We start from the raw sequence: 23,682 nt of genomic DNA, 5'->3' as shown, positions 1-23,682 counted from the left end.
CCGCTGCTCTCGCACATCTCGAACTCACCCCTCGACGGTCTCGTCGCCCTCGCGCAGCCGCTGCAGCTCGGCCGGCAGCATCGGGCGCGCCGCGGGGCGCCGGCGGCTGAACACCAGCCGCTCGGCGTCGGCGCGCACGTGGCGGTAGCCGAACAGGTGGAACACCTGCTCGACCGCCACGCGCGCGATCGCGGGGTCGGCGACGTAGTGATCGGCGCGCTCGGGGTGGCGCGACACGCCCGGCAGCCAGGGCACCAGCACGTCGAGCCGCAACGTCCGCAGCGCCGCCGACACCCGCAGCGCCGTGCGCGAGACCGGACGGGCGATGAAGTAGCCGTCGTCGCCCTGGCCCTGGTAGCGCGGCAGCATCATCATCCCGGTCTCGGGCGCGCGCACCGGGCCGCGGCGGTCGCCGGCGACCGCCTGGCCGCGCTCGACGATCTGGAAGTTGACGAAGCCGGGCAGCATGACGAACGGCTCGTCCTCGGCCTTGATCACGTGCCGGTGGCGGATCTCGCACACCGCGGGCATGCCTGAGTTGACGGCCGCGAGGCGGGCGCGATGGGCCGCGAGGTCGGGCACGTGGCGCGCCTCGAGCGAGCCGGCCGCCACCAGCATGAGCAGCAGCGCCGACTCGTGGAAGTCGACGGTGCGCGGGTCGTCGTGCTGCCCGCCTTCGATCGCCACGCCGACGTGGCCGAGGTCGCACAGGTAGCCGAGCATCGAGCCCTCGATCACCTCCTCGAGCCCGAGCACCACCGGGATCGGCAGCGCCAGCGCCAGCGGGCGGTTGCGCAGGACGTCGGCCATGCACGAAAACGGCGTCGACAGCCCCGAGGTGCTGTGGAGGTCGATGAAGTGGACCGGCCCGCGCCGCAAGAGGGGGAGGAACACGCCCAGCAGCTCGCGCGTCTCCTGATCCTCGCTGGTCTCGATCGTCCCCGCGACGATGCGGGCGATGTTGTCCGGGGTCCAGCGGCGGTTGAGGTCGCGGTCGACGAAGCGGCGCTCCTCGATCAGCGCGCGGCGGTTGCCGGTCACGCCGACGAGCTCGCCGCGCAGCGGCACGCCGCCGTCCTGCAGGCGGGCGAGCACGCGTGAGATGGCCGAAAGGCCAGCCGGCTCGTTGCCGTGGAGCGCCCCGATGCACACGACCGTGGGTCCGGGGCGCCCGCTGCTGTAGCGCCCGAGCACGCGCGGGTGCGCGCCCGGGCCGGGGGGTCGCGTGGTCGGCGGGCCGCTACTGCTGAGCGTCACGCAGGTAGCTTTCGAGCAATTTGCCCGAGACGTCAATGAGGTCGCGCTCCGTGATCACGCCGACCAGCTTGTCGCCCTCGACCACCGGCAGGCACGAGATGCCGCGCTCGCGCATCAGCTTCATCACCTCGAGCGTCGGCATCTCCGGCCCGATCGTCAGCGGGTTCTTGACCATCAGCTGCGCGACCGTGGCGTTGTCCTGGACGCTCCGGGCGCCGCGGGCGACCATGCGGATCAGCGCGCGGTGCGACAGCAGGCCGACCAGCCGGCCCTCCTCGTCCTCCACGAGGATGTGGCGGATCTTCTTCCAGTCCATGATGTTGGCCGCGAGGTCGATGATGTCGCTCGGCTGGACGGTGAAGATGTCGGTCGACATGAACTGACCGGCCGTCTGATACGAGTCGCGCCAGGTCTTCGGCTCGCCCTCGAGCCGCGCGGTCTCCCACGTGTGGACCGGCGCGCCGCTCTTCTGGTTGCTGAGCATCGCCGACGACAGCGTGCGGTAGCGGACGTCCGAGGTGCCCTGCTCGCCCATCGCGTGCAGCGAGTTCAACATCCACTGCGACCCCGTGGTGCCCTTGCGGACGCGCTCCTCGATGGTGCCGAGGTAGCGGTCGATGTCGCTGCCGTCGACCTTGACGTGCTGCAGGCCCCAGCGGGCCGTCTTGAGCAGCTCGGTCAGGATCAGGTCCTGCGCCGACATCGTCCGGCCCTTCCACGTCTGCTGCGCCTTGAGGCCGTCGCGCGCGGCGTTGAAGAAGTTCGCCTTGGCGTCCTCGAAGGACATGTCCTTGAAGACAGGCCGCTCGTCCTCGGCGAGCGCCGCCATCAGGCCGAAGAAGAACGCCGCGTTGGCGACCTCGTCGAGCACCGTCGGCCCCGACGGCAGCACGCGGTTCTCGATGCGCAGGTGCGCCTTGTCGGCCGACACGCCGTAGCAGGCGCGGTTCCACCGGTACACGGTGCCGTTGTGCAGGCGCAGCGCGCCGAACTGCGGGATCCCGCCGCGCTCGATCACCTGCATCGGGTCCTCGTCGATCGCGTTGGCGATCAGGATCCGGAAGCGGGCGATGTCCTCGCGGAAGATCTCGAGCACGCTCTGCTGGATCCACCCGTCGCCGAAGTGCACGCGCGGCCGCGCGGCGCGGTCGACCCGCACCTGCGAGCGCGTGTCGACCGAGCGCTCGAACAGGGCGATCCGCGTCTCGTGCCACAGGCGGTGCTTGAGCAGCACGGGCGAGTTGACGGCCGCGGCCAGCAGCGGGCCGGTGACCGCCTGGGCCAGGTTGTAGAACTTGGCGAACTCGCTCGGGCTGACCTGGAAGTGGACCTGGAAGCTGGTGTTGCACGACTCGAGCATCACGTTGTCGTGCGTCGTCTCGAGCTCCTCGATGCCGCGGATCAGCACGTGGAAGTCGTCGCCGCGGAGCCGCCGCAGGGTGCGGTTCAGCTCGAGGTAGCGCGGCTTGGGCGTCATGTTGTCGAGCCCGAGGTCGGCCTTGCGCAGCGTCGGCAGGATGCCGGTCAGCAGGATGTCGGCGCCGCAGTGGCGCGCGGCGTCGCGGGCGACCCCGACGACCTCGTTGAGCTCGTCCTCCATGCGGCGCAGGCACGACGCGTTGAACACCTGCGGCGACAGGTTGGCCTCGAGGTTGAAGCGCGCGAGCTCCGTGGTGAGGCGCGGGTCCTGGGCCCGCTCGAGCACCTCCATGACCACCGACGCCGGCCGCAGGCTGCGGTCGACGAGGAACATCTCTTGCTCGGCGCCGACCCGGCGCACGCCGGTCTCGAAGCGATCGGTCTCGAGCAGCCGCTCGAGCGCGACCACGTCGTCGAGGAGCTTCTTCATGAAATTGCGCAGCTGGTCGTCGTCGGACGTCGCGATGTTTTGTTCACCCATGGGCGTATTTGGTCGCAGGGTATCCGCTCTCGGATCGGCGGCCAAATTCGGCCGTGCGGTTTCCGGCGGGCTCAAGCGCGAAGTGCGCGGAGAACGCTGTCACACTGCCGATACGAACGGTCCGACGATCGCTGCGACCGCCGCCGGGTTGTCGAGGTGGGCGTGATGCCCCCCCGGGACCTCGGCGAGCACGGCGCCGCCGATCATGGCCAGGCGCTCGCGCATCAGGGCCTCGTCGAACGCCATCCCCGGGACGGCGCGCACCACCAGAGTCGGGCACGCGATCGCGGTGAAGAAAGCCCGCACCTGGGCCTCCGTCAGCCGCTGCCGCGAGGGCAAGCGCAGGTGGGGATCGGCCCGCCAGCGCACCCGGCCCCCGTGGGGCTCGAGCCCGCGGCGCAGCAAGATCCGCGCCGAGTCGACGCGCATCCCGGTCGCGCTCGCCAGGCGCTCCGCGACCTGCTCGGCGCCGGCGTAACCACCGTGCTCGTCGCGGGCGCGGGCGGCCGCCTCGGCCTGCAGCGCGTCCCGGAGCTGCCGCGGCGCGGCGTCGTCGGGGTTCGTCAGCGGGCCCAGCCCTTCGAGCAGCACGAGCCGCGTGACCTGTTCGGGACATGTCCCGGCGAGCAGGGCCGCCACGCCCGCCCCGAGCGAATGGCCGACGACGACGCAGCGCGACCAGCCGAGCGCCGAGATCGCCAGCGACGCGTCGGCGACGTAATCGAGGAACACGTAGACACCGTCGGCGCGCCGCTGCGACAGCCCGTGACCGGCGAGGTCGAGCGCGACGAGGTTGACGCCGTGCAGGTGCTCCGCGAGCCGCTCGAAGCTCGCCGCGTTGTCGAGCCAACCGTGCATCGCCAGCACCGGAACGCCGTCCTCCGGGCCGAAGCACAGCGCCGCGAGCCGGGTGCCGCCGATGTCGATGAGCCGCTCGCCGCGAGGTGTAAGCATGCGCCGGACCATGTCCGAATTGGCAGCTGAACGCAACTCGGCGGGCGCAAACCGACCACGTGTGCGCCAGTGACCTGGCCCTTGAGACATCACGTCGAGGCGCTGCGAACGCACCTACGCAGGTTGACTCCGGCGAGTGTCTCATTCACCGTGGGGGTGCTCCCGAAAGATCGATGGTAGATGTCCCGCCGAAGCGACGCGCGCGGGCCGACGCGGACAAGCAATCGCGTCGGCGTGTGCTCCTGCGCGCTGCGGCCGAGGCGTTCGACGAGCTGCCGTACAACGCGGTCACCGTCGCCGACATCGCCCGCCGCGCCAACCTGGCCAAAGGGACAGTCTATCTCTACTTCGCGACCAAGGAGGAGCTGTTCCTCCAGCTCGCGCTCGAGCAGCTCGGCGAGTGGCTCGGCGACGTCGAGGTCGCCCTCGCCGGCGACGAGGCGCCGGCCGCCCCCGAGGCGCTGGCGGAGCTGCTGGCCCGCTCGCTCGCCGCGCGCGTGCGGCTGGCCCGGCTGCTGGCGCTGCAGCACGCGGTGCTCGAGCACAACGTCGCGCCGGCGGTGGTGCTGGCGTGGCGCCGCGGCATGCTGGCACAGACGCTGCAAACGGCGGCGCTGCTCGAGCGGCGCTGCGCTGCCCTGCGGCCCGGCGACGGCCTGCGCTTCATGCTGCACCTCCACGCCGCGGCCATCGGGCTGCACCAGATGACGCACCCCGCCCCCGAGCTGGCGGCCCCCCTCGCCTGCCCGACGATCGAGCCGCTGCGCCTCGACTTCACCGCCGCCCTCCAGGCCCACGCCGCGGCCCTGCTGCGCGGGCTGCCGCCGACAGCCGCGACGTGAGCGGCCCCGCGCGGGAGACCTTCGTCGCGCGCGTGGAATGCCGCCGACCCCCCGGACGAAGTAGGCTCAGCCGCCGCCCAGGAGTCCGCCCCTGTCCGACATCCGCCCTCGTTCCGCCCCGCGCCGCGCGCTCGCCGGGCTCACCGTCGTCCTGGTCTTCGGGACATGTCTCTTCAGTCTGGCCGGCCACCTCGGCGGGCTCGACTGGCGACTCGACCTCGCCAGCCACTTCCGCCTGTGGTACGCGCTGCTCGCCGCGCTCGCGCTCGGCCTCACGCTCGCGCTCCGGCTCCGGCGCGTCGCCGTCGTCGCCGCCGCGCTGCTGGCGGCCGAGCTGGTCCAGGTGGCGCCGCTGTGGCTGGCCCGCCCGGCCGCGGCCGGCGAACCCGCGCTGCGCCTCCTCCTGTTCAACGGCCTGTCGAGCAACCCGCGCAAGGCCGAGGCGGTCGCCTGGCTGGCCGACGCCGGGGCCGACCTCGTGGTCGTGCAGGAGGTCGACGCCGACTGGGCGGCCGCGCTGGCGGCCATGCCCGGCCACGCGGTGATCGAGTCGGCGCCGCGGCAGGACAACTTCGGCATGACCTTGCTCGTACGACATGACGCATCAAACATGGTCGTACGAACATGGCGCGAAGACCTGATCCCCGGCGTCCCGGCGCTGGCCGCCGAGCTCGCGGTCGGCGGGCGCCGGATCGCCGTGCTCGCGGTCCACACCCTCCCGCCGGTCGGCCACGACCAGGCCGGGCGCCGCGACGCCCAGCTGGCGCGGGCCGCCGCGTGGGTCGGCGAGCAACGCGCGGCCGGGCGCGTGCCCGTGGTCGTCGGCGACCTCAACGCCTCCCCGTTCAGCGCCCCGTTCCGCGGCCTGCTGGCGGCCGGGCTGGTCGACTCGCAGCGCGGCTTCGGCCTGCAGGCGAGCTGGCCGGTGGGCCACCCGCTGCCGCCGGTCGCCATCGACCACTGCCTCCACGACCCGGCGCTGGTCACCGCCGCCCGCGCGCTCGGGCCGGCGCTCGGCTCGGATCACCTGCCGGTGCGCTGCGACCTCGCCTGGCCCCCGGGACAGGCGCCGTGATGCTCGCCTGCCCCGAAAGAACAGGTGCTCGGCTCGGGTGACCTGCCGGTGCGCTGCGACCTCGCCTGGCCCCAGGGACAGACGCCGTGATGCTCGCCTGCCCCGAGGGACAGGCGCTCGCGGCTCACTTGCCGGGGCCCATCACCGTCGGGCACTCGGCGCGGGCGATGCTGCAGTCGGGCCCGGCCTCGATGTCGAGGCTCGGCGGGTTGTCGGCGTACTCGGCCATCTTCGCGCAGGTGAACGAGCACACGCGGGCGGAGTAGCTCTCGCCGAACTCCTCGTAGCAGGCCTCGATCTCCGCGATCGTCGCCTGGCAGCTGCCCCAGTCGATGCCGAGGTCGCAGGTCGCGTCACCGGGCTCCGGGTCCGGCGCGTCCCCGGCGAGGCAGCTCTTGCGCAGGACGTCGCAGGTCTCGGGGCTGCCGTCGGCCGCGAGCGCGTCCTTGATGGCCCTGAAGGTGCACATCCCCGCCCGAGACTCGGAGTCGGGCAGCAGCCGCTCGCCGTACGCGTCGGCGGCCTCGCAGAACTGCTTGCGCTCGTCGTCGGTGAGCTGGTCGCCCTTCTTGGCGCCGTCGATCCCGGAGTCGAGGCCGGTATCGTCATCCTTGCACGCGCCGAGCGCGAGGCCGAGAGCGAGGAGCGCGGAGAGGAGCCGGGGGGCTGGGGTCACACCGCCATCTACCTCGAGCGCGCGAGGCCCACAAGCGGCGCGCCCCGACCGCTGCGGCACGGAGGGCGCTGAGGGATCCGGACCTCAGCGGACCGTGACCCTCGCGCCCTCCGAACGGCCCCACACCTCCGGCATGTACATCGCCTCGGCGTGGGCCGGGGGCAGCTGATAGTCGCCGCGGCTGGTCGCGCGCAGGAACACGGTGTGATGATGTGTCCCCGGGGGCAGGTCGTCGGCGAACACGACCACGCGATCGCGACGCAGCTCCTCGAACGACGCCCACCAGCCGCGCGGCCCCCTCAGCGTCCCGGCCGCCTGGCCCTTGCCGAGGTTCATCTGCACCGCCTCGAGGCCGGCGGGCAGCGGGACCTCGAGCGCCACGTAGCGGATCCGCGTGCGCGAGGTCAGCGTCAGGTCGACCGCGACGGCGTCGCCGATCGTGATCGGCCGCGAGCCCAGCGCCCCGTCGGCCAGCCGCAGCGAGCGCTGCACGTCGAGGCCGTGCTCGCGCGCCGGCGGGCTCGCCTCGGCCGGCGCCCACTCGGCCCCGAGGCGGTAGTACATGCGGCCCTGGCCCTGGCGCTGCAGGATCACCGTCAGCGGCGCCGCCGTCGCCTGCGCGCTCGCGCCGGCCGGCTTGAGGATGTCCGGCATCTTCGCCGTGGCCTCCTGGGCCTTGAGGTCGCGCCCGAGGAAGCTGGCCTCGAAGACAGGTCGCTTGCCGACCCACGCCCGGCCGACGAAGTCGGGCGGCTCGGCCTCGCGGACGCGCGCGTAGTCGGCCAGGGCCACCAGCGCGTAGGCGTTCTCCTGCGTGTTGCGCCACGCGCCGCCGATCCGCCGCTCGAGCAGGCCGCGGGCCAGCTTCTCGATCACCGCGTGCTCGGGCTTCACCCGCAGCAGCGCGGCGAGGATGATCGCGTCGCTGCGGCCGTCGGAGTGGAAGAACGCGGCGCCGCCCCAGTCGTCGCGCTCGAGCACGTGGGCGGTCGCCGGCAGCTCCTCGAGGTCGGCCAGCAGCTCCAGCGCCAGCGTCGCGACCTCGGGCCGCTGCGGGTCGCCGCGGTGCATCGCCATCAGCAGGAACGCGCGTCCGAACGCCGGCAGCTCGGCGCGGCGGACGAACAGCGCGTCGACGCGGTCGCGGTGGTGGCGGTCGGCGTCGGCCAGCACGTGCAGCGCCAGCGCCTGGCGCACCAGATCGGCGGCGCCCCAGCCCTTCTGCGAAGGGTCCGGCGCCCGTAGGCGCGCGTCGAGGTCGTCGAGCGCCCGCTCGAGCGCGGCGCCCGGCACCGGGTGCCCTGCGCGCGCGGCCAGCCCGAGCACCCAGGTCGCGTAGGCGCTGGCGTACGCGTGCACCTGCTGTCCTCCGGGCCAGTAGGCGAACCCGCCCGACGACGTTTGCATGCTCAAGATCCGCTCGACCCCGGCCTTGACGAACAGCGCCGGATCTTCGGCCAGCCCGAGCGGATAGGTCGAGTGCAGCGCCAGCAGCGAGACCACCGGGAGCAGCCGGCTCGCCGTCTGCTCGACGCAGCCGTACGGGTAGGTGAGCAGCGCGTCGACGGCGTCCTCGAGCCCGCCGAGCAGGCTCGAGCTGGCCGACACCGACACCCCGCCGACGTCCGCTCGCACCGCGCCCGGCATCACCACCGGGATGGCGATCGCGCGATCGTCGGCCAGGCTGCCGTACATCGCCACCTTCTCGGTCAGCGTGCGCTCGGGCTCGACCGGCAGCGCCAGCTTGACCGCGTCGCGGCCGGCCGCGGCCCCGCCCGCGCGCAGCACCGCCCGCACCTCGATCTTGGCCTCGCCGGCCGCGTCGGCGCGGATCGTGAACGGCACCCGCACCTGCCCGCCGGCCGGGACCTCGACATCGGCTGTCCTATCGGACATGACTACGAGGCCCTGTCCCTTCGTACTTGCGTCGTCGTGCACCACCAGCTCGACCGCCGCGCGGCCGGCGACGTCGGTGAAGTTCTGGACGATCGCCGCGACCTCGGCGGCGTCGCCGGGGCGGAGCTGGCGCGGCGTGGCGGCGCGGACGATGAACGGCGTGGTCACGGTGGTGCGCGCGTCGCCGACGCCGAAGCGGCCGGGCGACGTCTTGTCGGCCAGGCGCGCCGAGGCCAGCGCGAAGATCCGGAACGTCGTCAGGTTCTCCGGCAGCCGCGCCTTCACCCGCGCCTCGCCCTTCGCGTCGGCCGCGAGGTCGGCGAGGAACACCGGCGTGGTCTCGAAGCGTTCGCGCGCCGGCGGGACCACGCTGGCCTGTCCCGTCTTGAGGGACGCGCTGCGTCCGCCGTGGCCGCTGCCCAGGCCGTAGCCGCGGCCGTAGCCCCACGAGCCCGACAGCCACGGATCGTCGGGGACCGGCGTGTACGGCCACAGCACCGCGCGATAATCGTCGTAGGAGCTCGTGCCGACGTCGCCGCCGGGGAGGAAGCTCGGCAGCAGGTCGGGCACCTCGTAGTCGGTCAGCGCCAGCACGGCCTCGTCGACCGCCCACAGCGCGACGCGGGCCGCGACCGGCTCGCCCGCGGCGTCGCGCACGAACGCGGCCAGCTCGACCTGATCGCCGGGGCCGGCCTTGACCGGCGCCTCGACGCGGACCTGCAGGCGCCGGTGCTCGACGCCCTGCTCGATCGTCGTGCGCGTGCTCAGCACCTCGGGTCGCTCGGGCCGCTTTGCGCCGATCGGCGCGACCACGAACGCGCGCATGTGGACCTGCGGGCTCCAGCTGTCGTCGGCGACGAAGCTGAAGCTCGCGGTGCCGCTGTCGGCCCCGGTGAACGCGAACGGCTGGACCTCGCGCAGCCCCTTGCGATCGACGACCAAGAGCCCGCGCCCGCCCTTCCACGGCGCGTGCACGGCGACGTCGACCGGATCGCCGGGGCTCACGTCGGCGGTGCTGGCCTCGATCGACAGCTTCGTGACGGCGGGCATCACGACCCGCTTCTTCTTGGCGCGGTCCCCCGGCGCGACCCAAAAGCTGGCGGCGGCGCCGACGTGCCGCTTGTCCGCCGTCGTCACCGCCACGCGCACCTCGTAGCTGCCCTCCTTGAGCGCCGGCAGCTCGCAGCGCGGGTCGGCGCCCTCGGCCGGGACGTCGAGCTCGCAGGTCTTGACGCGCTCCGTCTTCTCGACGTGGCCGTCGAACACCATGCGCCCGCCCTCGGCCCGCTCCTGTACTTCGTACCATGTCCTTTCGACCATGACCTTCGCGCCCTTCGCGGCCACGCGCGCGCCCGCGAGGTCGACCGCGCGGATCGGCACGCCGACGCGATCGCCGGCGCGGCGGTGGCCGGCGGGCAGCGCCAGCGCCATGTAGAAGTTCGCCGGGTGGACCTGGAGCTGCGCCTCGGCGCCGACCGCCTGGTTGCTGGCGTCGCGGACCTCGGCGCTGATCGTGCAGCGGTGCGGATCCCTGGCGTCGCCGAGCGTCAGCGGGACCTCGACCTCGCGCAGCCCGGGCTTGGCGTTCGGATCTGCGGACGCCAGCGAGCGAGCGCCACCGGGGTAGCGAGCCCCATAGTGGAGCGGTTCGCCGACCCACCAGCTCGAGTCGAGCCCCGGCGGGCGGTAGCGATTGGCCGTACAGCTCGAGTGATACGCCAGCGCCGCGAACGGCACCGCGCCGCCGAAGTAGTAGTTGGCGGCCACCCGCAGCGCCGCCTTGTCGCCGGCGATCACGTCGGGTCTGGCCACCGTCGCGGTGACCTGGAATTCGGGCACGCGGAAGTCCTCGACCTTGACCGACTGCGTGGCCTGCCCGCCCGGCAGCGCCGCGCGCACCGTGTACCCGCCGAGCCGGGCCTCGGCCGGCAGCGCGAGCTCGGCCCAGTACTTGCCCTCGGCGGTGGTCTTGACCGTCTTCGCCGCCACCTCGGCGCCGGTCGGGTCGCTGAGGGTCAACTTCACCTCTGTCTTTTGGGTCAGGCGCTTGAGGCCGCTCGGCGTGTGCGGCGTTTCGACCGCGGACCAGCCGACCACCTTGACCTTCTCACCCGGGCGGTAGGCGCCGCGGTCGGCGACCACGCGGGCGATCACCCGCTCGCCCGGCCGCAGATCGGCGTCGAGGCTGGCGGCGTCGGGCACCTCGCCGGCCGTGATCACCGTGCTGTCCCTGGTGACCGGATCGGCGATCACGAACCGCTGCGCCTGCGAGCCCTCGCCGGCCTTGACGATCCCCTTCGCCACGTACTCGGCCACCGGCGGCAGCGCGAGCACGCCGTCGCCGTCGGTCACCCCGAGCGGGCGCAGCGTCGTCCGGCCGTCCGTCGTCACCACCCGCGAGACCGTGGCGCCGACCACCGGCGTGCTGTCGGACAGGCGCAGCACCTGGACCACCGCGCGGGCCGGTGAGTCGATCACCACCGGCCCGAGGTCGGTGAGGCGGTAGAGCCCGCGCACCGCCGACGGCGTGTCGCGCTCGGCGTTCGCCGCCACGCCGGCGGCCGCGACCTCGACCAGCACCAGCCCGCGCGCCCCGCCGACGAGCTCGCCGACGTCGAGCGCGATCGAGGCCCAGCCGCCCGCCCCCTTCGGCTCGAGCGCGACCGTCCGCTCGCGCGCGCCGGCCGGCATCGGCTCGGTCTTCCACGCCCCGCGCATCAGGTCGGCCGCTTCGACCACCGCCGCGCGCACCCGCAGCGACTCCACGAACCGCGCCTCGACCCCGACGGTCTGCTTGCGCCCCGGCAGCAGCGTGCCGTGGTCGCTCGACAGCGCCAGCTCCGGCCGGCGCTCGAACACCACGGTCCGCTGGAACCCGCCGCCGAGGGTCTGGCCGTAGATGTCCTTCAGGCCAGGTGCCACCGTGACCGTGTAGGTGGTGCCGGGCACGAACTGGCCCTGGATCGAGATCTCCCGCCCGGCCTCGTCGCCGTAGGCGTCGGCGACCTCGATGCGCAGCGACTTCGGCCGCGGGCTTACCGACACGTGACGCGCCTGGGCCTCGCGCACCGGGTTGAGCAGGGACAGCCCGATCGGCTCGAGCTCGCAGCGGGTCTCGCCGCCGCAGCCGAACGCCACCACCCGTTGCGGTTCATATGTCTGAAAGGACATCTCCCACGGCGTGTCGAGCGGGAGGGCGCCCCGGCTGCCGACCAGCCCCGGCTCGACCGCCAACGTGATCTCGCTGGCGGCCGGCCACAGGCCCTGCGGGCGCACCGTGTAGTGGCGCCCGCGATCCTCCTTGTGCCGGTAGCCCAGGTACTCGGCCTGCTCCGCCTCGGCGGCGGTGGCCTCGCGGATCTGCAGGCGAACCGGCGCCGGCTTCGCATCCTCGCCGGCGAGCGGGCGCGCGACGGCCTTCAGGCGGGCGCGGACCTCGGCGACCGTGGTCGGATGATCGAAGGTGACGACGAACGGGGTGTCGCGGCGCGTGTCCGGCGGCGCGTCGCGGTTGACGTGCAGGTCGACCGCGCCCGTGCATTGCGGTCGGGGCGTCTCGAACGTCCACTCGACGCCCTGCGCCAATCGCTGACCGTCGAGTCCGACCAGCCCGGGGGCGAACCGCACGGTGTAGCGGGTGGCGTCCTGCAGCTCCTCCTCGGGGCGGAAGACCAGCAGGTCGGGCGTCTCGAACCTGGCCACGCCCTTCAGCGGCGGGTCGAAGCTGAACAAGCGCGAGGCGTCGGGGATCTCCTCGCTGCCGAGCGCGACGACCGGCTGGTTGAAGCGGACCTTGAACGCGGCGCCGCCCGCGGTCCTTCCTTGCGGCGCGTAGTCGAGGACGGCGAGCGGTGCGCCCGGGACCACCTGCGGCGGCGCACCCGGACGATCGGCGAGGGCCGCGGGGTCGAAGGCCGCGAGCATGTCCGCGTCCGGAGGTCCGGGCTCGGGGTCGGCCGGGCCAGAGTTCTTGCACGCGAACAGCGCGGCGACGAGGGCTGCGGACGACGAGATGCGCGGGGCCATGAGACCGGCCTGGGACCGTGCGGACGGGCCGAAGTTCCCGGGCGCGCGGGCTTGACACCCGACCGTTCGGACATGTCGAAAAGGACATATGATTCGGCCGCCCGCGAGCGGGCGTCGCCGCCGCCGGGCGGCCGCACCGCTGCACTTGCGGCTGGGTCAACATCGCACACGCTGCGAGGCGACCCGCGAGGGACGAGACCATCGGCCTGTCCGGCCGCGCCCCCTCGCATGCGCAGGAGTAAAAAGCGATGTCGAGCAATCGAGGTAAGGGCCGCGGCGACGCCCGCGGCTTCGCAGGTATGGACCCGGACAGGCAGCGAGTGATCGCCAGCCGCGGCGGCGAGACCGTCAGCCAGGACCGCCAACACATGGCGAACATCGGCCGCCGTGGCGGCGCGGCGGTCAGTCAGAACCGCGAGTACATGGCGATGATCGGCCGCCGCGGCGGCGAGGCCGTCAGCCAGAACCGCGAGCACATGGCGATGATCGGCCGCCGCGGCGGCGAGACCGTCAGCCAGGACCGCGAGCACATGGCCGAGATCGGGCGCGAGGGCGGCCACCACTCGCACGGCAGCCCGACCCACAGCGTGCGCGAGCGCGAGGACGAGCCGCACGAGCCCGAGGCGCAGAACAGCGGATCTGGCCTTTAGGCCATGTCCCCACGTGGGCCCGGAGCAGGCCCGGGACGGCCGCGAACGCGCACGCGTTAAGCGGGACCTTGACACGCGCGCGCCGCTTCGGGTGTCATCCCTGGCGCCCGCATGCGTCCCCTCGTCCTGCTCCGGTGCGTCGCGACGCTGCTCGTGCTCGGCGTCGCGGGGCCGGCGTGGGCCAACCCGCCGGCGCCGGTGCTGCCCGAGCCGAGCGGGCCGCCGCCCGCTCCTCCGCCGTGGATGCCGAGGAACGAGGCCCAGCGGACCGCCGAGGTGCCGGTCGGCCGGGCGCTGTGGAGGCCCGGACGCGGCATCGAGCTGGCCACGCCGAACCGTCGCTTCACGCTCAACATCAACATGTGGGCGCAGCTGCTCTACACCGCGCGGCGGGAGGCGATCCCGGCCGCGGGCATGGAGCCGTGGTCGAACAGCCTCGAGTTCCGGCGCGCGCGCCTGATCCTCTCGGGCAACATCTTCACGCCGCACGTCGGCTACTACGTCCACTTGATGTTCGCGCCGAAGGACCTCGGCTTCAAGGACGGCACCCCGCGGCGCGCGCCCATCTTCCAGTGGTACACGACCTGGACGCGCTACCGCCACGTCAACCTCCAGGCCGGCTTCTTCTTCGTGCCCTACGCGCGCCAGCGCATGCAGCCGCTGGCCAAATTACAGATGGTCGACAACTCGTCGGCCAGCTACGAGTTCACGCTCGACCAGGACATCGGCGTGCAGGTGAGCTCGCCCGACGTCGCCGGCCTCGGCAAGCTGCGCTACTTCGCCGGCGTGTTCATGGGCGAGGGCTACGAATTCTACAAGGCCCGCGACTTCGGCCTGACGTACATGGCCCGCGTCGACTACCTGCCGCTCGGCATGTTCGACGACTACAGCGAGGCCGACCACGAGCGCAGCGCCAGGCCGCGCCTCAGCATCGGCGCCGCCTACGCCTTCAGCGACCGCGACCACCGCACGCGGGCGATCGGCGGCACCGCCTTCGCCGACGGCGGCACCATGCGCAGCAACAACGTCACCGTCGATCTGATGTTCAAGATCGCCGGCATGTCGCTGCTGCTCGACTTCTACTGGCGCCAGGGCTGGCGCCTCCCGGGTGGCCTTTTGGACATGTCCGGAATGCCAGCCCCGGTCGAGACCGCCCGCAACGGCGTCGGCTGGACCGCGCAGATGGGCCTGTTCATCCCGCGCACCCGCGTCGAGCTCACCGCCCGCTCGTCCGGCGTGCGACCGTCGCGGCGCGTCGACACCAGCCTGGCCCGCCTCGACGAGTACGGCGCCGGCGTCAACTATTACTTCTACCGCCACTCGCTCAAGCTGCAGCTCGACTACTTCCGCCAGTGGGGTCCGGGCCTGCCCGCGGGCGTCGCCGACCAGCTGCGGTTGCAGCTGCAGGCCGGCTTCTAGCGGACACCGCGACGCGGCATCTCGCCGCGCGCCGCATACGACGCGGCCAGCGAGCGTGCCGGGCCCATACGTGACCGACGAGCATGCGGCCAGCGTGGCGCATCTCGCCGTCCTCGCGCCGAGCTCCGACAGACGGGCAAGCGAGCACCTGGGGCCCGACGAGCAACGCGACCAGCGTGGCGGGAGAACAGGCGAGTCCCGCGCGCATTGCCTCCGTCGCCGCGCGGGCCGCGGGCCGATCGCCGGACGTGGTATCGTGCGGCCGCCATGAGGTCCGTCCCGCTCGCGCTGCTCGTCTCGCTCCTCGTCGGCTGTGGCGGTGAAGCGCCGCCTCCCCCCCCGCCCGCGCCCGCGCCCGCGCCCGCGCCGGCACCCGCCCCCGAGCCGCCGCCGCCGCCGACCGGCCGCGCGCTGTTGGTCGCCAGCGAGTTCGGGCTGTCGCCGCTCGCCTGCTTCCTCGACGCCGGCAAGCGATTCGCCAGCGGCGCCGACTGCCTCGCGCTCGCGCCCACCGGCGCGGAGGTGTGGTTGATGAGCGGCGGGGCCGCGAAGGTCGTCGGCCGCGCAGTAGCGAACTGCTCCGACGCCGCCACCCCCGAACCGACCCTCACGATCGACGCCCCGCCCGACGCGCTGCGCGGCGACGCGGTCGTGCCGGCCAGCCTCAAGGAGGCGCTCGTCTACGTCACCCCGGCCGTGCCCGCCGACGTCGACCGCGACGCCCCCAAGGAGCTGCGCGGCCGGATCGCCGAGGCCGTCCGCGCCGCCGTGCCGGAGCTCAAGACGATCAAGGTCCGCGTCGACCAGCGCGTCAGCGTCGACCTCGACGGCGACGGCGTCGGCGAGGACATGGTCGCCGCCGTCGTCCCCGGCGACCCGAAGGACGAGGAGGCGAACTTCCGCTTCAGCGGCTTCTTCCTGGTCCCGCCCGCCGGCGCGCCGGTGCTGCTGCGCTCGCGCGCCGACACCCGCGAGCGCTACGCCCTGCTCGGCGCCGTCGACCTCGACGGCGACGGCGCGCGCGAGCTCTACCTCAACACCTACGGCGACGACGGCTTCTCGCTGTCGCTCGAGTCGCGCGGCGGAGGCGGCCTCGAGACCCTCGGCCGCTGGTCGTGCGGCTAGCGTTCATCTGCCCCCGAGGACATGTCGATGAAGCCAGACGCCGAGCCTGACCCGAAGGACCTGTCCCTCGAGCTCGCCCCCGCCGAGGTCGTCGTCACCTACCGCGCCGGCGGCGTCATGGAATTGCGCTCGCCGCAGCCGCTGCAGCCCTACCCCGCCACCCTGGCGGAGGCGCTGCGCCGCTGGGCCGAGGAGGCGCCCGAGCGGGTGCTGCTCGGCGAGCGCCGCGACGGCCAATTGTTCGAGCTGTCCTACGGGTCAGCCTGGGCGCGGATCCGCCGGCTCGGCGCGGCCCTGCTGGCGCGCGGGCTGTCGGCCGCGCGCCCGCTCATGCTCCTGTCCGACAACAGCGTCGACAACGCCCTGCTGCAGCTCGCGGCCATGTACGTCGGCGTGCCCGCGGTCCCGGTCTCGCCGGCCTACAGCCTGGTCTCGCAGGACCTCGAGAACCTGCGCCACATCGCCGCCCAGGTCGAGCCCGGCCTGGTGTTCGCCGCCGACGGGGTCCGCTTCGCCCGCGCCCTCGCGGCCGTCGGCGCGCCGGCGCTGGTCGGCCGGGACCCCGGCGACCGCCACGCTGTCCTCTCCGACATGCTCTCCGAGACATGCTCTCTGGAACATGCCGACCTCGCCCACGCCGCCACCGGCCCCGACACCGTGGCGAAGATCCTGTTCACCTCCGGCTCGACCAGCCGGCCCAAGGGCGTGATCAACACCCAGCGGATGCTGTGCTCGAACCAGCAGGCGATCGCCCAGTGCTGGCCGTTCCTGCGCGCGCGCCCGCCGGTGCTGGTCGACTGGCTGCCGTGGCACCACACCTTCGGCGGCAACCACAACTTCAACATGGCGCTCTACCACGGCGGCTCGCTCTACGTCGACGAGGGCAAGCCGGCGCCGGGGCTCATCGAGCGCACGGTCGACAACCTGCGCGCGGTCCCGCCGACCCTCTACTTCAACGTCCCGCGCGGCTTCGAGGTGCTGCTGCCCTACCTCGAGCGCGACGAGGCCCTGCGCGAGCGCTTCTTCTCCCGCCTCGACGTCATCTTCTACGCCGGCGCCGCCCTCCCGCCCAACCTGTGGGCCCGCCTGGCCGCGGTCGCCGAGCGGGCCGGCGCGGCCGGGCGCGTGCTCATGACCTCGGCCTGGGGCTCGACCGAGACCTCGCCGCTCGTCACCAACGTGCACTTCCCGATCGCCCACGCCGGCATCATCGGCCTGCCCGCGCCCGGCTGCGAGCTCAAGCTGGTCCCGCGCGAGGGCAAGCTCGAGATGCGGGTGCGCGGGCCCAACGTCACCCCCGGCTACCACCGCGAGCCCGAGCTCACCGCCGCCGCCTTCGACCCCGACGGCTACTACTGCATCGGCGACGCCGGCCGCCTCGCCGACCCGACCGACCCGCGCAAGGGCATCGTCTTCGACGGCCGCGTCGCCGAGGATTTCAAGCTCACCAGCGGCACGTGGGTCAGCGTCGGCGCCCTGCGCGTCGCCTTCATCGCCGCCGCCGCGCCCGTCGTCCAGGACGTCGTCGTCGCCGGCGAGGGCCGCCGCGCCGCCGGCGTGCTGGTGTTCCTCAACCTCGACGGCTGCCGGACCCTCGCACCGGATGTCCCTTCGGACAGGCTCGTCGACGACCCGCGGATCCGCGCCCACCTGGCCGCCGCCCTGGCCGCCCACAACGCCGCCCACGCCGGCAGCAGCAGCCGCACGATCGCCGGCGCCGTGCTCCTGCGCGAGCCCCCGGCCATCGACGCCGGCGAGATCACCGACAAGGGTTATATCAATCAGCGCGCGGTGCTCCGCCGCCGCGCCGCCGACGTCGCCCGCCTCTACGCCAGCCCGCCCGACCCCGCGCTGATCGTCCCGGCCTGATCGGCGCTCTCTGCCTGCCCGAGTAGACATGTATATTCGGACATGTCAAAGCCACTCTCTACCCCATCTCCGAACATGCCCCGAAGGACATGTCATTCGTCCGGAGACAAGCGGGGCCGGCGACGACCGCCGCAGGGCGGACGAGGGGCCGTGCGGTGGGACGCCGGGAGGGGCCCCATGCCTGACGCGCAGACGGCGAGGCAAACTTCGGACATGCCCGAACAGGCATCGCCGTCGAGCATCTGGCATGGCAGGTCTCCCGTCGCGAGGGACCCGCCGCACGGCCCCTCGTCCGCCCTCTCGAGACCTCCCGGGCCCCGCGCTTCCGTACGCGCAAAGCTGCTAGCCGCCCCGCGCCTCCGCGTGCTACCTTGCCGGCCGGAGTCATCGTTTTCGCAGTGAGCACTCCCCGCGAGAAGCAGCTCGATCCGACCGCCGCCGTGCCCCAATTCACCCGCACGTATCAGCGGATCGGGCGGGTCAACCTGCGCGTGCTCGACGGCCCCGATCGCGGCAAGGAGTTCCACATCGGCCTGTCCGACCGGCGGCTCATCACGGCAGGGCGCGACGCCGTCAACGACATCGTCCTCACCGACACGCACGTCAGCGGCAACCACTTCCAGATCGCCGTCACCCCGCGCGGCCTCCTGCTGCGCGACCTCGACAGCACCAACGGCGTCGTCGTCGGCGACGTGCGCGTGCGCGAGGTCTGGCTCACCGCGCACACCGTCTTTCGCGCCGGGCAGTCGACCTTCCGCCTGCTCGGCGTCGACGACGTCCAGATCGCGCTGCCGCCGATCGACCAGTTCGACGCGCTGTACGGCCGCAGCCCCGCCATGCGCGAGCTGTTCTCCACCCTCGAGCGGCTGGCCACCCGCGGCGACCGCCTGCGCGTGCTGATCGGCGGCGAGACCGGCACCGGCAAGGAGCTGGTCGCGCGCGCGCTGCACAACCGCTCCTCGCGACAGCACGGCCCGTTCATCGTCCAGGACTGCACCGCGATCCCGCGCGAGCTCGCCGAGGGCCTGCTGTTCGGCCACTGCAAGGGCGCCTTCACCGGGGCCGTCGCCGACCGCCCCGGCAGCTTCGAGGAGGCCGACGGCGGCACGATCTTCCTCGACGAGATCGGCGAGCTCCCGCTCGACCTGCAGAGCAAGCTGCTGCGCGTCATCCAGGAGGGCGAGGTCGTGCGGGTCGGCGAGCGCAGCCCGCGGAAGGTCGACGTGCGGGTGTTGTGCGCCACCCACCGCGACCTGCGGGCGATGGTCGCCGAGGCCCGCTTCCGCCAGGATCTGTTCTTCCGGATCGCCGACGTGCGGGTCGAGATCCCGAGCCTGCGCGAGCGCGAGGACGACGTCCTTTTGCTCGCCGAGCTGTTCCTGCGCCGCTGCGCCGGCGCCGGCGAGGCGCGCTCCCTCTCGCACGAGGCCCGCGCCGCGCTCACGGCCCACGCCTGGCCCGGCAACGTGCGCGAGCTGAAGAGCGTCATCGAGCGCGCGCACGTCATGGCCGACGGCCCCGAGATCACCGCCGACGATCTGTCGCTGCAGGCCGAGGCCAGCGCGCGGCGGGCCGTCGCGCACGACGGCCTGCTCTTGCTGCCGCACGACCGCGCCGTCGACGAGTTCGAGCGGCTCTACTTCACGAGTCTGCTCGCGCAGCACCCGAGCAAGGCCAAGGCCGCCCGCGCCGCCGAGATGTCGGGCGAGGGTCTGCGACAGGCGCTCAAGCGGCTGCAGATCCGCGGCTGACGTCGGCACATCCCCCCGACGAAGCAGCCGCCGAGCGCCGGCGGCGCGCGACAGGCCCGGCCTCGCCGGGGCGGCCATACGTCCGTCCGCGCGCGATTGCTTGACAGCCGGCGGGGGTCGGCACCACGCTCCCCGCGCGATGCATCCGTGGCACGACATCTATGTCGACGAAGGCCAGCTCCCTCACGTTCCGGCCGTGATCGAGGTCCCGCAGGGCAGCAAGAACAAGTACGAGGTCGACAAGGAGACCGGCTTCCTCCGCCTCGACCGCGTGCTGTTCAGCGCGGTGCACTACCCTGCCAACTACGGCTTCATCCCGCGCACCTACTGCGACGACGGCGACGCGCTCGACATCCTGGTCCTGCAACAGAGCCCGGTCCACCCGCTGTGCATCGTCACCGCCCGCCCGATCGGCGTCATGCGCATGCGCGACGACAAGGGCATCGACGACAAGATCGTCGCCGTCAGCACCCACGACCCCTGGTTCAACGAGTACACCGACCAGTCGCAGCTCCCGCACCACGTCATGCGCGAGGTCCGGCGCTTCTTCGAGGACTACAAGATCCTCGAGAACAAGACCGTCGTCATCGACGACATCCTCGGCACCGCCGAGGCGCTGGTGGTCATCCGGGATGCCTTCGAGCTGTACAAGCGGCTGCGTCGCGGCGAGCTGCACAAGTAGTCGCCAGGGACATGTCCCTTTCGACATGCCCGCCGCGCCCACCCGTAGCGCGGCGAGAGCGGCCGGGTTCATGATCCCGTGATTCGCCGATCCGCGCGATCGCGGGTGCCGACATTCGCCCCGTAGCGATTCAGCCGCCGGTCACGGACGCCGACACGCTCGGCGGCGGCGCCGCCGCTCGACCCGCGACCGCTCGGCCCATCGACCGCGGCCGGCGCGTCCGCTACCGTCGCGCCGCTTGCAAGCCCCCTCCGGCCAGGACACCGCCAGAGCCGTCGCCGCGCTGCTCGGCGTGCAGCTGCTGTTCGGCACCCACTACAGCGCGGCGCGCGAGATCACGGCTCACCTCGACCCGATCGCGTGGACGACGATCCGCCAGTTCGGCGGCGCCGTCCTCCTGATCGGCGGCGCGCTGCTGCTGCGCGTGTCGTGGCCGCGGCGCGGCTGGGGCCATTTCAGCGTGCTCGCGCTGCTCGGCGTGGTCCTGAACCAGCTCCTGTTCAACGCCGGCATCCAGCGCTCCACGGCCGTGCACGGCGCCCTGGTGATGGCCACCGTGCCGGCGCAGACGCTCGCGCTCGGCGTCTTGCTCGGCCAGGAGTCGCTGACGCGGCGCAAGCTCGTCAGCGTCGCGCTCGGGGCGCTCGGCATCGCCGCCCTGTTCGAGGTCGACGAGCTGGCCGTCGGGACAGGCGCCTGGCTGCGCACGCGCGACGGCCGACTCGCCGACCATTTCAGCGAGACCGTCCTGTTCGGCGACCTGCTGATGTTCCTCAACAGCGGCGCCTACTCGCTGTTCCTCGCCCTGTCGAAGCGCGTGTCGCAGACCCTCGACCCGCTGCCCCTGTCGGCCGCCATCTACGCCTGCGCCCTGCCGATGATCGCCGCCGTGGGCGCGCCGGCGCTGCTCGCCGTCGACTTCGCCGCCGTCCCGGGCCACGTGTGGCTGCTCGGCGGGCTCGTGATCGTCGGCCCGACCGCCCTCGCCTACCTGCTCAACCTCTACGCCCTGCGCCGCCTGCCGACCTCGCTGGTCGGGCTGTTCATCAACGTCCAGTTCGTGATCGCGGCCGTCACCGCCGCGCTGTGGCACGGCGAGCGCCTCGACGGCCGCACCGTCCTCGCCGCCGCCGCCGTGCTGCTCGGCCTGTCGCTGCGCTTCGTGCCCGGGCGGTCGACCCCGACCTGATCGTTCGAACATGCCCCTGGGAGCATGTTGTGTGGGACAGGCTCTTCAGGACATGTCCGAAAATGCACGGCCTACAATTGGACGGGGCGGCCCGAGCACCATTGCCCGGGCCGCCCTTGGTGCGCCTCGTCCAAAAAACTTGATCAGGGCGTCGCGTCGGTCGCCATCTCGGCCAGCACCCGGGACGGGCGCGGGCGCGCGGTGAGGACGCGGTCGCGCCCGCTCAGACGCGCGGCATTGCGACGAGCTGTCCACGGAGTCAGGTCGGAGGCGCCTGCGCCGGCCTCGCGCGGCGGCGTGGCGGGGCGCGCCACCGCGGGGCTGTGCTCGAGGCCCGGGGACTCTTGCCCCGGGCGGCCCCGCCAGCCCTTGCGCGGTTTGGCTCCTGCGCCCTTGCGAGGCGCGTCTTCGGGCTTCGCGGCGGCCTCGGTGCGCCGGGAGGCGAGGTACTTGGCGACCGCGATCGAGCGGTGGCACTCGCCGAGCGGGGCGGCGTGACGCTGCCGGGGGAAGTTTTTGACTCCGGGACGGCCGGAAGGAGGAGCGGCCCCGAGCGTGTTGCTCGGACCGCCGAGCGAGCGGAGCGGCTGAGGGGCCCGCGCAGTGTTGCCCAGGATCTTGGGGGGGCAGCGGCGGCTTCTCGTTCGCATCGGCTGTTTCATGGAGCAGCTTCCATGGTGACGCCGCGGTCGATTCCGCGAGCGGCTGTACGGCCGGACTATATGCACACTGATCCGCTTTCGGTACCGGGAAAGCGCAGGGCGTCGCCGACCCCGCCGGCACCGACCGCGAGCCTGGCGACGAGCCCGCTCGGGGGTGGACGGACATCACGTCCGATGCGCGCTAACAGCCCCTCAAGGCACGAATTCGCAAGGATCCGATCTGTGGATAAATCTGCCAGCAGAGATCGGTTTCGTCCCTCGGACAACTGTCACTTTGTAGTTTTTGTAAGGCGCAACACAATCACGGCAGCGGCCAACGGCGCGCCTGCGCTCGCCTACGCGGTACGTGCAGCGGCTCACGGTGGATCGCTCCCTCCTCCGGATCACGGACGTCGTGTCGCGGGCTGCGGGGCCTCCGCCAATGCGAGCGAGAACTCGAGCTCGCTGCGGCTCACCGCGGCCGCGACGACGCTCGCCCGGTAGTCGACGCCGAGGATCTCGAACTCGATCGCGTCGGCCACCGACTCGCTGACGCTGAAGGTCTGCCGGCCGAGCCCGGAGAACCACACCGCCGCGCGCACGCGCAGCGAGCCCGTCACCTCCTCGAGCGTGCCGTCGCCGACGTCGACCGCGAGCTGCCCGCCGCGGGCCGCCACCTGCGGCGTGCCGCCGAACGTGAGGCGGGCGCACGTGCCCTCGGTGCTCCACGCGTGGACCTTGAGCGGGCGCTCGCCGGCCCGCCAGTCGACGCCCGCGACCAGCTCGCCGCGCGGATCGGGCGCGCCGTCGCGGTTGTAGCGGTCGGGGATCTGGCCGCTCGCCATGGCCCGGTTGGCCAGCGCCGCCGCGACCCCGCCGGACATCCTGAGCGCCACCAGGCGGGCGTCGCTGCCCGCAGGGCGGGCTGTCCCCGCGGACAGGGCCGCCGCCGGCAGGGCCGCGTGGGCCCACAGCTCGAGGTCGGCCGCGCCGCTCTTCAGCTCGATCTTCGTCAGCGGGACGTCGCCGAGGTCGATCTCGACGTCGACCAGGTCACCTGTCCCTTGGAGCAGCTGGTCGCGGATCTGCGGCCAGCGCCCGCCGACCACCTCCTTCAAGAACCCGTCGGCCAGCGCCTCGACCTGCTCGCGCCCGACCAGCCCGCGCGCGGCCCCCGGCACCAGCGACAGCAGGAACTCGGCGAACCGCTTGCGCTCGGCCGGCGGCAGGCTCGGCCTGACCTCGCGCAGGTCCTCGGCGCCGAGCTGCAGGCGCACGCTGCCGGCGCGTGGGTCGAGGCGCGGCGCGATCACGGCGTCGAGGTCGAGCGCCGCGACCTGCTTGCCCCCGTTCGTCAGGGCGACGCTCACGCGCGCGCCGACGCTGCCGGCCGGGGCCGGGCGGAACGCGACGCTGCGGATCGCCACCGCGAGCGATCCGAGGTCGACGGGGCCGAGGTCCGGCAGCGGCAGCCGCACTTGCGGCAGGCGGGTCAACGAGCGCTGCACGCTCTGGCTCAGCGTCGCGTACGGCACGGCGAGCGCCAGGTGCGGCCCCGGAGCGGCGGCGCGGCGCGTGAAGGCGTCCCTGTCGCTGCGCACCCTGGTGCAGACCGAGCTCGCGCAGCCGGCGGAGGCCAGCAGCAGCGGGAACAGCGGGGCGAGGACGAGGACGGCGCCGGGACGAGAGAGCATGCGGCCCCAGTCTAACGGTCTCGACAGGTATAGTGG

General features: G+C 73.0%; 15 protein-coding genes. 9 read left to right on the top strand and 6 right to left on the bottom strand.

The features are described 5' to 3' along the window. Nucleotides 1-24 precede the first annotated feature (24 nt). From K7C98_RS19385 to K7C98_RS19375, 3 genes are all read right to left on the bottom strand, one after another. Nucleotides 25-1,257 carry a succinylglutamate desuccinylase/aspartoacylase family protein gene (locus K7C98_RS19385; RefSeq protein ID WP_224193173.1) on the bottom strand — a complete coding sequence of 411 codons (1,233 nt, stop codon included), beginning with the start codon at nt 1,255-1,257 and terminating at the stop codon, nt 25-27. Continuing rightward, complete coding sequence (locus K7C98_RS19380; RefSeq protein ID WP_224193172.1) at nt 1,241-3,157, bottom strand: glutamate-cysteine ligase family protein; 1,917 nt, start codon at nt 3,155-3,157, stop codon at nt 1,241-1,243. Before K7C98_RS19380 ends, K7C98_RS19385 begins: the two co-directional genes overlap by 17 nt. A 99-nt stretch (nt 3,158-3,256) precedes the next feature. Continuing rightward, nucleotides 3,257-4,111: an alpha/beta fold hydrolase gene (locus K7C98_RS19375; protein ID WP_224193171.1), complete on the bottom strand. Its 855-nt coding sequence runs from the start codon at nt 4,109-4,111 to the stop codon at nt 3,257-3,259. 236 nt (nt 4,112-4,347) lie between these two features. Between K7C98_RS19375 and K7C98_RS19370 the strand changes: the two genes are divergently transcribed. Both K7C98_RS19370 and K7C98_RS19365 read left to right on the top strand, forming a co-directional pair. After that, nucleotides 4,348-4,953, top strand: a complete 606-nt coding sequence (locus K7C98_RS19370) for a TetR family transcriptional regulator (RefSeq protein WP_224193170.1) — start codon at nt 4,348-4,350, stop codon at nt 4,951-4,953. Between the two features lie 343 nt (nt 4,954-5,296). Beyond that, complete coding sequence (locus K7C98_RS19365; protein ID WP_224193169.1) at nt 5,297-6,028, top strand: endonuclease/exonuclease/phosphatase family protein; 732 nt, start codon at nt 5,297-5,299, stop codon at nt 6,026-6,028. Between the two features lie 124 nt (nt 6,029-6,152). On the opposite strand, the gene K7C98_RS19360 is transcribed toward K7C98_RS19365, so the two are convergent. Both K7C98_RS19360 and K7C98_RS19355 read right to left on the bottom strand, forming a co-directional pair. Next, on the bottom strand, nt 6,153-6,704 hold the full coding sequence (locus K7C98_RS19360) for a hypothetical protein (RefSeq protein WP_224193168.1): 552 nt from the start codon (nt 6,702-6,704) through the stop codon (nt 6,153-6,155). 84 nt (nt 6,705-6,788) lie between these two features. Beyond that, the gene (locus K7C98_RS19355) at nt 6,789-12,626 is read right to left on the bottom strand and encodes an Ig-like domain-containing alpha-2-macroglobulin family protein (protein WP_224193167.1); all 5,838 of its coding nucleotides are present in this window, start codon (nt 12,624-12,626) and stop codon (nt 6,789-6,791) included. A gap of 248 nt (nt 12,627-12,874) precedes the next feature. On the opposite strand from K7C98_RS19355, the gene K7C98_RS19350 reads away from it, so the two are divergent. The 7 genes from K7C98_RS19350 to K7C98_RS19320 all read left to right on the top strand — a co-directional run bounded on the left by K7C98_RS19350 (nt 12,875) and on the right by K7C98_RS19320 (nt 21,311). Continuing rightward, nucleotides 12,875-13,276, top strand: coding sequence for a general stress protein (locus K7C98_RS19350; RefSeq protein WP_224193166.1), 402 nt, complete (start codon nt 12,875-12,877; stop codon nt 13,274-13,276). Between the two features lie 111 nt (nt 13,277-13,387). Further along, a complete protein-coding gene (locus tag K7C98_RS19345; RefSeq protein ID WP_224193165.1) occupies nt 13,388-14,695 on the top strand; it encodes a porin in 1,308 nt (435 codons plus the stop codon). Between the two features lie 267 nt (nt 14,696-14,962). Then, a complete protein-coding gene (locus K7C98_RS19340; protein WP_224193164.1) occupies nt 14,963-15,820 on the top strand; it encodes a hypothetical protein in 858 nt (285 codons plus the stop codon). A 27-nt stretch (nt 15,821-15,847) separates the two neighbouring features. Continuing rightward, nucleotides 15,848-17,689, top strand: coding sequence for a feruloyl-CoA synthase (locus K7C98_RS19335; RefSeq protein ID WP_224193163.1), 1,842 nt, complete (start codon nt 15,848-15,850; stop codon nt 17,687-17,689). Between the two features lie 398 nt (nt 17,690-18,087). Continuing rightward, complete coding sequence (locus K7C98_RS19330) at nt 18,088-19,440, top strand: sigma 54-interacting transcriptional regulator (protein WP_224193162.1); 1,353 nt, start codon at nt 18,088-18,090, stop codon at nt 19,438-19,440. Between the two features lie 139 nt (nt 19,441-19,579). Beyond that, nucleotides 19,580-20,122, top strand: coding sequence for an inorganic diphosphatase (locus tag K7C98_RS19325; RefSeq protein WP_224193161.1), 543 nt, complete (start codon nt 19,580-19,582; stop codon nt 20,120-20,122). Nucleotides 20,123-20,360: 238 nt separating this feature from the next. After that, complete coding sequence (locus K7C98_RS19320; RefSeq protein ID WP_224193160.1) at nt 20,361-21,311, top strand: DMT family transporter; 951 nt, start codon at nt 20,361-20,363, stop codon at nt 21,309-21,311. A gap of 1,045 nt (nt 21,312-22,356) precedes the next feature. On the opposite strand, the gene K7C98_RS19315 is transcribed toward K7C98_RS19320, so the two are convergent. Beyond that, complete coding sequence (locus K7C98_RS19315; protein WP_224193159.1) at nt 22,357-23,646, bottom strand: hypothetical protein; 1,290 nt, start codon at nt 23,644-23,646, stop codon at nt 22,357-22,359. Nucleotides 23,647-23,682 lie beyond the last annotated feature (36 nt).

Origin of the sequence: Nannocystis pusilla, assembly GCF_020073745.1 — a bacterium.
Taxonomy (GTDB): domain Bacteria; phylum Myxococcota_A; class Polyangia; order Nannocystales; family Nannocystaceae; genus Nannocystis; species Nannocystis radixulma.
Note: the sequence above shows the minus strand (reverse complement) of the source record. Positions and strands in the feature narration are given on the sequence as shown.